The sequence below is a fragment of the Streptomyces sp. NPDC048434 genome (assembly GCF_043200375.1).
Classification (GTDB): Bacteria; Actinomycetota; Actinomycetes; order Streptomycetales; family Streptomycetaceae; genus Streptomyces.
In genome coordinates, this window is record NZ_JBICXQ010000048.1 from 20,135 (window position 1) to 31,057 (window position 10,923).

Consider the following 10,923-nt stretch of genomic DNA (forward strand, 5'->3'; position numbering starts at 1 on the left):
CTCCCGGCGGCGCGTCGGCGGCAATGACGTCGAGACCCTTCGGACCGAGGACGTCCAGGTCGGCCGCCACCGGCCGACCTGGACGCCATGATCAGACGAGGTCGAACCGGTCCAGGTTCATCACCTTGTCCCATGCCGCGACGAAGTCGTTCACGAACTTCTCCTTCGCGTCATCGCTCGCGTAGACCTCCGCGAGCGCGCGCAGCTCGGAGTTCGAGCCGAAGACGAGGTCGGCACGGGTGCCGGTCCACTTGACCTCGCCCGTGGCGGCGTCGCGACCCTCGAAGGTGTTCGCGTCCTCGGACGTCGCCTTCCACGTCGTGCCCAGGTCGAGCAGGTTGACGAAGAAGTCGTTGGTCAGGGACCCGGGGGTGGTGGAGAACACGCCGAGCGACGACTGCTGGTGGTTCGCACCCAGGACGCGCAGACCGCCGACGAGGGCGGTCATCTCGGGGGCGCTCAGGGTGAGCAGGTTCGCCTTGTCGAGCAGCAGGTACTCGGCAGGCAGGCGGTTGCCCTTGCCGAGGTAGTTACGGAACCCGTCTGCGGCCGGCTCCAGCGCCTCGAAGGACTCGACGTCGGTGTGCTCCTCGGTCGCGTCGACCCGGCCTGGGGCGAAGGGCACCTGAACCTCGACGCCCGCGTCCTTGGCGGCCTTCTCCACGGCCGCCACGCCGCCGAGGACGATGAGGTCGGCCAGGGAGACCTTCTTGGCACCGGAGGCGGCGTTGAATTCCTGCCGCACACCCTCCAGCGAACGCAGCACCAAGGCCAGCTGGTCGGGATCGTTGGCCTCCCAACCGCGCTGAGGCTCAAGGCGGATGCGGGCGCCGTTGGCGCCGCCGCGCTTGTCACTGCCACGGAAGGTCGAGGCCGACGCCCACGCGGTGGTGACGAGCTGGGACACGGTCAGGTCGGAGTCGAGCAGCTTGGCCTTGAGCGCCGCGACATCGGCAGCGTCGATGGCCTCGCCCTCGGCCCCGGGCAGCGGGTCCTGCCACAGCAGGGTCTCCTGCGGGACCTCCGGCCCCAGGTACAGCGACTTCGGGCCCATGTCGCGGTGGGTCAGCTTGTACCAGGCGCGGGCGAAGGCGTCCGCGAACTCCTGCGGGTTCTCGTGGAAGCGGCGGGAGATCGGCTCGTAGACCGGGTCGAAGCGCAGCGCCAGGTCGGTGGTGAGCATCGACGGGGCGATCTTCTTCGAGGAGTCGTGGGCGTGCGGCACCGTGCCCTCGCCCGCGCCGTCCTTCGGCTTCCACTGGTGGGCGCCGGCCGGGCTCTCGGTGAGTTCCCACTCATAGCCGAAGAGGTGGTCGAAGAAGCCGTTGCTCCACTGGGTGGGTGTGCTGGTCCAGGTCACCTCCAGGCCGGAGGTGATGGCGTCGGCGCCCTTGCCGGTGCCGTAGGCGTTCTTCCAGCCCAGGCCCTGCTCCTCGAAGGTGGCGGCCTCGGGGTCGGGGCCGACGTTGTCCGCCGGGCCCGCGCCGTGGGTCTTGCCGAAGGTGTGGCCGCCGGCAATCAGCGCGACGGTCTCCTCGTCGTTCATCGCCATCCGGCGGAACGTCTCACGGATGTCGCGGGCCGCCGCGATCGGGTCCGGGCTGCCGTTCGGACCCTCCGGGTTGACGTAGATGAGGCCCATCTGGACCGCACCGAGGGGGTTCTCCAGCTCCCGGTCGCCGGTGTAGCGCCGGTCGTCGAGCCAGATGTTCTCGGGACCCCAGTAGACGTCCTCCTCCGGCTCCCAGACGTCCTCGCGGCCACCGGCGAAACCGAAGGTCTCGAAGCCCATGGACTCCAGAGCGACATTGCCCGAGAGGACCAGCAGGTCCGCCCAGGAAAGGCTCTGGCCGTACTTCTTCTTGACCGGCCACAGCAGACGGCGGGCCTTGTCGAGGTTGGCGTTGTCCGGCCAGCTGTTCAGCGGTGCAAAACGCTGCTGGCCTGCACCGGCGCCACCGCGACCGTCACTGATGCGGTACGTGCCCGCGCTGTGCCACGCCATCCGGATGAGGAAGGGGCCGTAGTGACCGAAGTCGGCCGGCCACCAGTCCTGCGAGGTCGTCAGCGTCTCGGCAATGTCCCGTTTCACTGCCGGAAGGTCGAGGCTCTTGAACGCGTCGGCGTAGTCGAAGTCCTCGTCCAGCGGGTTGGCCACGGCGGGGTTCTTCGCAAGGATCTTCAGGTTGAGCCGTTGCGGCCACCACTGACGGTTGTCGCCCCCCTGAGTCGGGTGGAGGGCGCGCCCATGGGCAACGGGGCAGCCGCCGCTTGCCTCCTCACTCTTCGCATCTGTGACGATCGCGTCGTGGTTGTCAGTCATGGCAATCCTTCCGAACTGTGCGGAACTCGGTGCTCAGGAACTGCGGCCGGTGGAGCAATCGGGGCACAGGCCCCAGTGGACGGCCTCGGCCTCGTCGACCGAAAGCCGTGGCGGTAGGACATGGTGGTCGGGCAGAGTGCCACGCCGACCGTGCCGACCGTGCAGTCGACGTCAGCGACGACACCGCACGAGCGGCACACGATGGCGGCGATCCTCGCGGACGTGTCTCCCGGACGGGGCCGGGCTGCTGACCGGGCCGACGCGGAACGACTCCCGCCGCGATGCGGGAGCGGAGGGCCTCATGCACGGCATATGTGGCGTGAGGGGAGATATGGCGTACACGATCGCGCACCCCGGAGGCGACCCCTTGACGTCGAGGTGATGACCGCCCAGGCACCGACGCCGCGCGCGTGGACGATGCGCCCGTGGTGGAAGCGGGCAAGCTCCTCCAGCAGGCCCTGGTCCTGGACCGGCACCGGGCCGCCGGGGCCCGCCTGCTCGCTGTTCTGGTTGTCCGCGACCAGGGCACCGGATTCGGTGGTGAGCGGACCCGTCTCCTGAACCGTCACGGGTTTTCCCTGCTGTTGTCCTGTCCCTTGGCTGTCGCCGGAACCGATCCTACGATGGACTAAATCCAAGTCAATACAAGAACCAGACTCGTACGGATTCATTCATCGGACGATGCACAGTTAGGCTGGTGGGCATGAGTGACCTGCTGGACCGGCTTCGCGGACGTGGCTGGCGGATGACCGCCCAGCGCCGGGTGGTCGCCGAGGTACTCGACGGCGAGCACGTGCACCTCACCGCGGACGAGGTACTCGCCCGGGCCACCGCCCGGCTGCCGGAAATCTCTCGTGCGACCGTCTACAACGCCCTCGGCGAACTCGTTTCGCTCGGCGAGGTGGTCGAGGTGGCCACCGACGGCCGCGCCAAGCGCTATGACCCGAACGCCCACCGCCCCCACCAGCACCTGGTGTGCTCGGGCTGCGATGCCATTCGTGACGTGCACCCCGGCGGCGACCCACTGGCCGATCTGCCCGCCTCCGAACGCTTCGGCTTCACCGTCTCCGAGGTCGAGGTGACCTACCGGGGCCTGTGCCCCGACTGCGCCCGCACGTGAGCCGGCCCGCCCTCCCCGCCGTGGCACCGGCGCGGCCCCGCGCCCGCCAGGTCGACCACGCCGTACGCACCAGCAGCTCCTTCGATCGAGCGACACCGCACGGTAGCCGCACACGCACACGCACAACACCTCGGAGCCGGCCGGCAACGGCCATGACGCCGACCCGCCGTTCCTGACCCTGCAAAAAGCCACGCCCGCAAGGCCGCGGCGGGACGCCGAGATCCGTCGACTGCTCTCCGATGGCCGCGAGTTCCAGGGCACCCGCCCGTACCGCCTACCGCCTGGAGTCCCTCGCCGAAGCCAACGGCATGCCCCTCTCCGGCACATGCACCGCCTACGGCCCTCAGGAGCTCGATGAGGTGCCGCCCGGGAGACCGCCGGAAACCCAACGGGAAACCCCACAACCGGAAACCCAACCGGCGCACCGCAAACGCAGCCGCCGAAGAGGCATGAGCCACCGACCACGCCCTCACTGAGAGTCTGAGAGTGGGACGAAACAGCGCAGTTGAGGCATCAGTAGAGCGCTGACCTGTGCTGACCCGCAGTTGCAGCGCGACGGCCGGCCGTCCTGCCGTGCAGTTCAGCGCCGGTGCCCAGGCTGCTCGCTATCGCAGGCGCCGACACGAAAGCGCTGACACTTCGGTCTGCTGCCGACGCCGGACGGCAGCAAAGCTGCAGACCCGTCCGGACGGTGGCCGACCATCCTGCTGCCATCCGCCGCTGAGACCAGTCCAATGACGCGGCTCAGTCAGCCCTGCGCTTCCGCGGCGCCCCTGCGCTGACGGTGCGTTTCAGCGACATCGCGTCGGCCGCTGAACAGGATCTGGCTGAACGGGATCTGGCTGGGGGCGGTGTACGGCGGTGGGGTTGAATGTGAGGGAGTGTGCTGAGTTGTCCGGGGGAGGGGTGGGCGTAATCGTGGTTTCGGATTGGTGGGACGACGGTGCCTACGAGGCGGAGCTGAGGCGATCGCGACGGATAGCTCGTCTTGGATGGACTGCGATCCTCGCGGTCTGCGCCGGCGCGGCCTTCTGTGGTGCAGCGTTGGTGTTGTTGTTGGTGTTCCTATGCTTCTTATTGCTGACTCGCGGGCAGTGAGAAGGATGTGCGTCGTGTGATGTGCACCGTGCCGATACCAAGTGGTCGTTCCCCGAAGTGGACTTGGTCCGGTCATGGAGATCGGCCGGGTCATCTCACCTCCTGTGGCGTACCCGGCAGAAGGTGAGAGGCAAGGCCCGGCACTGACATGGGTCTCCCCACGGCTTGGGGCAGTTGCAAGGGGTTACGGGCCTCCCGCATGCGCCGCAGTTCAGTCCCCGATGGTTGCACCGCCGTAGGGCGCAGGAGAAACACGGGGGCGCCAGGTCATCGCGGTGCCGCGGATGGCGGAGGCACGTCTGGGCAGTTAGCCGCAGCAAGCTTTGCGGGGGCTGGCGGATCTGCTGCCGAGTGCCTGTGTCTGATGCCGGAATGACAGTGTCCCGGTCGGCGTCGTAGGTCAGCCCGCCGGCCTGGGGGCCGAGCACTGTTCTGCGGGTCTAGCCGTACGGTCGGGCCCTGCGTTACGGCTCCGTGGACGTCCGCGCACAATAGGCGGCACGGCGCTGCCGCCCGAGCGCGGCGCTACAACGGGGAGTTGACATGCAGGGTACGAACGATGGGGCCGCCCTCGCATTAGCCGTGCTGGTCGTCGGGTTGGTGGTGCGACAGCAGCTTCGCACGCGCCCGGTGCGGCGCATCGGTTCGCTGGTCACCCCGGCGGTCCTCGGTGTCCTGGGCGTCGCGGGGATCGCCCTCGGTGTCGCCTCGGTCGTCAGGGACCACCGGCTGGCCACGCTGCCTGTCGTTCTCCTGGTGGCGAGCCTGGCCGTCGCGGCGGGCTTCGGCGTGGCCAGGGCGCGGACCATACGAGTGTGGCGTGGCCCTGAGGGTGAGGTGCTGCGCAAGGGCTCGGCGGCCACCACCGGGCTGTGGGTGGCCTCGGTCGGCGTGCACCTCGGGCTGGGCCTGTGGATCGACGACGCGGCCGGAGCCGGGGTGCTGGGGGCCGTGTCGCTGTACGCGTACCTGGCGATCGGTCTGGGGATGCAGAACCTCCTGGTACGCGGGCGGGCCGCGACGCTGTGACCCCGGCCTGACGCGACCCATCAGCTCAACTCCGGCTTGTACCTTCGGTAGCCGGTAGCCGGTAGCCGGTAGCCGGTAGCCGGTAGCCGGCCTCCCCATGCGGAGCCGGCCTGCGCTCGAGCGCGTGTGGCTTACCAGCCGTGTTCGGCCCGCAAGCTCGACCAGTCTGACTCCGCAGAGTGGGCAACCTCGTGGGCTGTGGCCGCGAGACAGGAACACAGCAAGAAGTGGCCCGGTGTGCGGCAGGGGTACGGGCACCTCTTAGCCTGGTGATCGAACTCGATCTGGCGCGCCAGGCCAACCGCATCATCACAGGGGGATCCGTATGTCAGCGTACTCACCGCCACCACAAGGGCCGACTCCCCATGGCCAGCAGCCCGGCCCGATCCCGTACGGGCCGCCTGCAGGTCACGGTGGCCCGGCCCCCTACGGGCCGCCTGCCACCGGTCCGTTCTTCCACGGTCAGCAGCCTGCGTACGCGCCTTCGCCGGTCCAGCAGTCCGGCGTCCCGATGTTCACGCCGACGGGGCCTGCGCGGCGTCCGTGGCTCCGGCCGCTTGTCGCGCTCGGCGCCGTGATCGTGGTCTTGGGAGGGTTTTGGGTATTGAGCATGGTGAGCAACGACGGTAAGCCCCCGGAGAGAGACGCCCGCGACGCGGTCGCCGGCGACTGTCTGGAAAACCGCGGCACACACGCGGACCCAGTCCTCTTCACCATCGCCTGCAGTGAAACCAAAGCCGACTACAAGGTCATGTTCAGCGCCACCCGCCAAGGAAAATGCCCACCGGAATTCGACGAGTACACCGAGCGAGGCAGCCGGCTTGGCGATACCACGCTGTGTCTGACCCCAGTGCATCGCTAAGGGTTGTCCCGCAACTCCCGGGGCGCGTTTCGCCTTCGGGGAACAGCCACCCGCCACGGGAAAATCTCCACGGCCGGCCAGTTGCGGTGTGGCTGCGAGTGATCGCTCATGGATCGGTAGCTTGGCCGCGTCGCGTGGCGAGCGAGCCGGAACGGCGCTGACGGTTCGGGGGTCAGTGGCGTCCTGCTCGGTTCAGGGCGTCCTGGGCCTGGGTGGCCATGGCGGTGACCAGGTCCTCCGCAGAGGGCAGGTCGGCGATGAGGTCGACGGCCTCGCCCGCCCAGACCGGCAGCGGCGGCACGGTGCCTCGTGCCACGTCGTCCTGGTACGCCTGACGGGCCTGGGGGTCGGCGGCGAGCTCGGTCTCCCGGCCGCGCCAGCGGTCGAGGTACGGGTGGCCGAGTGTGCGAGCGGGGTACTTCGACGGCCACCGGGAGCCGCGCGCGATGTCCAGCACGGTGCTGCGCTCGGTGTCCTGCCCCCGCCCCTCGAGAATCGCCTTGGTGATCGAGGGACCGACCAGGGCCTCGGTGGTGGCCTGGAAGCGGGTGCCGATGAGCGCTCCGGCAGCGCCCAGCACGAGAGCCGCCGCCACTCCGCGTCCATCGGCGATCCCACCCGCTGCCAGTACCGGCACCGGAGCTACGAGATCCACCACTGCCGGCACGAACGGCATAGTGGACCGCCCGCGCACGGCTCCGTGCCCACCGCTCTCGGTTCCCTGAGCCACGATCACATCGGCGCCCAAGTCCACGGCCTGCTTGGCCTCCTCCAGATCGGTGACTTGGAGGATCAACAGAGCCCCTGCCCGGCGGACATGCTCCGTATATGGACTCGGATCGCCGAAGGACAGCATCACGGCGCTGGGGCCGTAGCTCAACGCCAGTTCCACTGTGGCGAGATCGATCCCCCAGGTCAGGAATCCGACACCCCACGGTGCTTCAGTACTCGCGAAGACCGGCACCTCACGTGCCAGCCACTCCCGATCCCCGTACGCGCCGCCCAGGATCCCGAACCCTCCACCGCGGGAGACAGCTGCGGCCAGCGCCCCACCGGCCGACCCACCCATGGGCGCGAGCGCGATCGGGTACCGCACGCCGAGCATCTCCGTGAACGCCGTCGACCACGCCATGCTCGCATCATGCCGTTTTCTTCGACCAGCAGGATCACAAACGCAGCAACTGACCTCCGCGGCAGCTCGAAGTTCACGAGTCAGCCGCCGCACCGCGCGTAGCTCAAGAACGTGGTCCTGAAGTCCGTCAGCCTTGCGTCGCAGGTGGAGAGGGGATCGTTCGCACGCCCGAGCAAGGGCGACACTTCAAGCGGTCGTCGCGACTTCGGGTCGTGGGCATGGGCATGGGCAAGGGCCGGGGAGATTTAACGCATGTGGAGTGGGCCCGGCTGAAGCCGCATCTGCCGAAGTCCGGGCAGCGCGGGGGCCGTTGGGTCAGAGACCGCAGGGTCATCAACAGGATCCTGTACCGACTGCGCCCTGGGGTGCCGTGGCGGGATCTACCTGCGCGTTTCGGTCCGTGGAAGACCGCGTACGAACGACACAGACGCTGGTCGGCGGACGGCACCTGGGACAGGATCTTCGCGGCCGTCCTGGCCGACGCCGACGCGGAAGGCCGCATCGACTGGTCCATGGTGAGCGTGGATTCGACCTCCTGCCGCGCTCATTACCACGCCGCCGGCGCTCGTAGGAAACCGCCACGAGTGCCGGGGAAAGGCGCACGTCCCGGCAGCACCACCCCGACGAGTGGCTCGGACGCTGCGGGGGCGGCCTGACCTGCAAGATCCACCTCGCCAGTGAGGGTGGATGCCGCCCCCTGGCTCTGCTGATCACTCCGGGCCAGTGGGGCGAGGCTCCGCAGCTCATCCCGTCATGGAACGCATCCGTGTCGGGCCGCCTCGGTGGCGGACACCCGCGCACGCGACCCGACCATCTCGGCGGCGACAAGGCGTACTCCTCCCGTCGCAACCGGCGCTACCTGCGACGACGCCAGATCAAGCACACCATCCCCGAACCGAAGAACCAGCAGGCCAACCGCCAACGAAGGGGCAGCAAGGGCGGCCGACCCGCAGGCTTCGACAAGACGATCTACAAGCGAAGAAGCGAAGTCGCGCGAACGATCAACGCGTTGAAGAACGTTCGGGCCGTGGCCAAGAGGCTCGACAAGCGCGGCTACATCTTCCACGGCACCGTCAGCGTCGCCTCGACCCGACTCTGGCTCCGCCCGTGATCTCCGCCGGATCTATCCGCCGGTCGTGCCGTCGAGCATCTCGCGCAGGATGTCCAGGTGGCCGTTGTGGCGGGCTGTCTCCTCGGTGAGGTGAAGGAGAATCCAGCGCAGGTCGACGTGGAGGCCGTTGCGGACAGCTCGCTTGGCCTGGCTGTCCAGGCCATTCCCGACGACCAGTTCGCGGTAGCGGGCGCTCTGTTCGGCGTATTCGTCGAGCAGCTGCGCGAGCGGGAAGTCGACGGCGATACGCATTTCGCGGTCGGGGTCCTCCTCGGTCCAGGGGCCCCGGTCTTCCTCGCCGAGGAAGACCACCTGGAACCAGTAGTACTCGACCCAGCGCAGGTGGTTGATCACTCCGCTCATGGTCATCAGCGGTGAGCCCGGCAGGAGCGCCTTGCGGGCGTTCTCCGCGGAGACGCCGGCGCACTTGGCGCGGGCGGTGTCACGTGTGTAGTCGAGAAACGTGGTCAGCTGGGTGCGCTCGTCCCACGCGGGCGGCGTGTCGTCGATTCTGGTCATCGCGCGAAGCCTCCCCGATCACCGCGACCGATATCGAGGTATTTATCGACGCGCCCAACCTGCTCCACCTAGTACTCCAGTTGCAGTTCGCTATCACTGCTGGTCAGAGCCGTGTTTCTGAGTGTACTCGGCTGGCGTTCCATCAGGTTGCGGAAGTTCGTGACCTCGCGTGCGGCGGCGGTAGTGGCAGCGTCTGGCGATGGCTTGGTGACGGCGGCGCCAGCGGGACCAGCTCAGCGCGTGGCCGGCGCGCTGAAAGTGCGTCAGCGACGGACGGTCAACTGCCATGAGTCGCCGGATTTCTGCCACGGTGAGCGGTGCAAGAGTGCCGGAACCGTTTCTGCCACCCCCTTTTCGACTGCCGCTGATGCCATGGCAGCGAGGAAGGCGTGGGCGAGCATGGCCAGGGTGATGTGCCGGTACCAGCCCGGATAGCGGCGGACCTCGTACTGGTCGAGGCCGCACTCGTTCTTTGCGGCCTGGAAGGCTTCCTCGATCGCCCAGCGGGTCCCGGCGATGCGCACGAGCTCGGCGACGGCGGTGCCGTTGGGGGCGTAGGCGAGGTAGTAGGCGATCTCGCCCGGGCGGGCCAGGCTGCGGCGGGCCAGGACCCAGCGTTGGTGGGTGGGCTGATCGCCGTCGAAGTCGTCGATGGCGGGCAGTTGGGCTGCGGCCCAATCGTAGACGCGCGGGCCTTTCGCGCCGTTGCCGCAGGAGTGGCGCTCCCAGGCGTCGTCGGGTGCCTGGGCGATGGCGAAGTCGATGCGGCCCACGGCGTGGACGTGCTGGGACTTCGGCACGGCCAGGACGTAGCCGACGCCGGCCTCCTCCAGCATGCGGCGTATCCGCCATTCCTGGCCGTAGGCGGAGTCCGCGGTCACCCAGACGATGGGCAGCGGTGAAGCCAGTGCCCGCATCACCATGGCCTTGGCCAGGTCGCCCTTGGTGGCGAACTCCCGCTCGTCGGGGATCCGTGCCGCCCGGCAGCGATCCCGGTCGGACATCCAGGACTTGGGCAGATACAGCTCCCGGTCCACCAGGGCCCGGCCTTTGGTGAGGCGTAGGCGGCGAAGACGCCGATCTGGCAGTTCTCGGTGCGGCCCGCCGTGCCGGAGTATTGGCGCTGCACTCCGGCCGAGATCGTGCCCTTTTTGAGGAACCCCGTGTCGTCGATGATCAGTACTCCAGCGGGGTCCCCGAGTCTCTCAGCGACGTATTCCTGCAGGTCATCGCGTATCTCGTTGGGATCCCAGCAGGCCCGGCTCAACAGATGCTGCAGACCCGCGGGAGTGCGGAAACCGGCGTGTTCGGCCAGCTGCCAGCTGTTCTTGCGGCCCACCGGGCCGATCAGACCATGCACATAGGCGCGCATTCGCCGCCGCAGATCCACCCGACCGAACCGGTGGCCAACCCGCACGAGTACTTCTTCCAGCTCCGCGGACCAGACATCGGGCTGCACATCATCTTGCACGACAAGTACAACGGCCCGCCGCACACGAGGTCACGAACTTCCACAACCTGACGGAACGTCAGCCGAGTACACTCAGAAACAGGGCTCTGACCAGCAGTGATAGCGAACTGCAACTGGAGTACTACTGATCTTTTCGTAAGTTCGGTGGGTGTGGTGGGTGGAGGGTCAGGCCGGTGTGGGCGAGGTAGGACCATGGCAGGTGCTGGTTGTGGTTGATCCGGTGGACGCCTTGTTCGGTGGCGTCGGCAACGTCGGCGA

Annotated in this window: 9 protein-coding genes and 1 pseudogene; 5 read left to right on the top strand and 5 right to left on the bottom strand. The window is 68.2% G+C overall.

Going from position 1 to position 10,923, the window contains the following annotated elements; genetic code table 11:
- Positions 1-91: 91 nt before the first annotated feature.
- Complete coding sequence (gene katG, locus ACGFWI_RS36930) at positions 92-2,323, bottom strand: catalase/peroxidase HPI (RefSeq protein ID WP_393910456.1); 2,232 nt, start codon at positions 2,321-2,323, stop codon at positions 92-94.
- Between the two features lie 299 nt (positions 2,324-2,622).
- Positions 2,623-2,892, bottom strand: a complete 270-nt coding sequence (locus ACGFWI_RS36935; protein WP_393910457.1) for a catalase — start codon at positions 2,890-2,892, stop codon at positions 2,623-2,625.
- Positions 2,893-3,026: 134 nt separating this feature from the next.
- Between ACGFWI_RS36935 and ACGFWI_RS36940 the strand changes: the two genes are divergently transcribed.
- The 3 genes from ACGFWI_RS36940 (at position 3,027) to ACGFWI_RS36950 (ending at position 6,432) form a co-directional block, all read left to right on the top strand.
- On the top strand, positions 3,027-3,443 hold the full coding sequence (locus ACGFWI_RS36940) for a Fur family transcriptional regulator (protein ID WP_393910458.1): 417 nt from the start codon (positions 3,027-3,029) through the stop codon (positions 3,441-3,443).
- 1,641 nt (positions 3,444-5,084) lie between these two features.
- Complete coding sequence (locus tag ACGFWI_RS36945; protein WP_393910459.1) at positions 5,085-5,570, top strand: hypothetical protein; 486 nt, start codon at positions 5,085-5,087, stop codon at positions 5,568-5,570.
- Positions 5,571-6,180: 610 nt separating this feature from the next.
- On the top strand, positions 6,181-6,432 hold the full coding sequence (locus ACGFWI_RS36950; protein ID WP_393910460.1) for a hypothetical protein: 252 nt from the start codon (positions 6,181-6,183) through the stop codon (positions 6,430-6,432).
- Positions 6,433-6,604: 172 nt separating this feature from the next.
- Here ACGFWI_RS36950 and ACGFWI_RS36955 read toward each other — a convergent pair whose 3' ends face one another.
- A complete protein-coding gene (locus ACGFWI_RS36955) occupies positions 6,605-7,564 on the bottom strand; it encodes an NAD(P)H-dependent flavin oxidoreductase (protein ID WP_393910461.1) in 960 nt (319 codons plus the stop codon).
- Between the two features lie 224 nt (positions 7,565-7,788).
- On the opposite strand from ACGFWI_RS36955, the gene ACGFWI_RS36960 reads away from it, so the two are divergent.
- Positions 7,789-8,675 (top strand): IS5 family transposase gene (locus ACGFWI_RS36960; RefSeq protein WP_393910463.1). Its coding sequence is split into 2 segments (ribosomal slippage): positions 7,789-8,158 and positions 8,158-8,675, totalling 888 coding nucleotides; the frame shifts between segments, so codons are not numbered across the junction.
- A 12-nt stretch (positions 8,676-8,687) separates the two neighbouring features.
- On the opposite strand, the gene ACGFWI_RS36965 is transcribed toward ACGFWI_RS36960, so the two are convergent.
- Both ACGFWI_RS36965 and ACGFWI_RS36970 read right to left on the bottom strand, forming a co-directional pair.
- Positions 8,688-9,194 carry a DinB family protein gene (locus tag ACGFWI_RS36965; RefSeq protein ID WP_393910462.1) on the bottom strand — a complete coding sequence of 169 codons (507 nt, stop codon included), beginning with the start codon at positions 9,192-9,194 and terminating at the stop codon, positions 8,688-8,690.
- A 263-nt stretch (positions 9,195-9,457) separates the two neighbouring features.
- Positions 9,458-10,584, bottom strand: a pseudogene (locus ACGFWI_RS36970) (IS701 family transposase).
- Here ACGFWI_RS36970 and ACGFWI_RS36975 point away from each other — a divergent pair.
- The gene (locus ACGFWI_RS36975; protein ID WP_393910464.1) at positions 10,465-10,716 is read left to right on the top strand and encodes a hypothetical protein; all 252 of its coding nucleotides are present in this window, start codon (positions 10,465-10,467) and stop codon (positions 10,714-10,716) included. The pseudogene ACGFWI_RS36970 and the gene ACGFWI_RS36975 overlap by 120 nt on opposite strands.
- The last annotated feature ends 207 nt before the right edge of the window (positions 10,717-10,923 follow it).

Excerpts from the sequence above, each read along its gene's own strand:
- katG (WP_393910456.1), bottom strand. The coding sequence starts at position 2,323 with ATGACTGACAACCACGACGCGATCGTCACAGATGCGAAGAGTGAGGAG.
- ACGFWI_RS36940 (WP_393910458.1), top strand. The coding sequence starts at position 3,027 with ATGAGTGACCTGCTGGACCGGCTTCGCGGACGTGGCTGGCGGATGACC.
- ACGFWI_RS36945 (WP_393910459.1), top strand. The coding sequence starts at position 5,085 with ATGCAGGGTACGAACGATGGGGCCGCCCTCGCATTAGCCGTGCTGGTC.
- ACGFWI_RS36950 (WP_393910460.1), top strand. The coding sequence starts at position 6,181 with ATGGTGAGCAACGACGGTAAGCCCCCGGAGAGAGACGCCCGCGACGCG.
- ACGFWI_RS36955 (WP_393910461.1), bottom strand. The coding sequence starts at position 7,564 with ATGGCGTGGTCGACGGCGTTCACGGAGATGCTCGGCGTGCGGTACCCG.
- ACGFWI_RS36965 (WP_393910462.1), bottom strand. The coding sequence starts at position 9,194 with ATGACCAGAATCGACGACACGCCGCCCGCGTGGGACGAGCGCACCCAG.
- ACGFWI_RS36975 (WP_393910464.1), top strand. The coding sequence starts at position 10,465 with ATGCTGCAGACCCGCGGGAGTGCGGAAACCGGCGTGTTCGGCCAGCTG.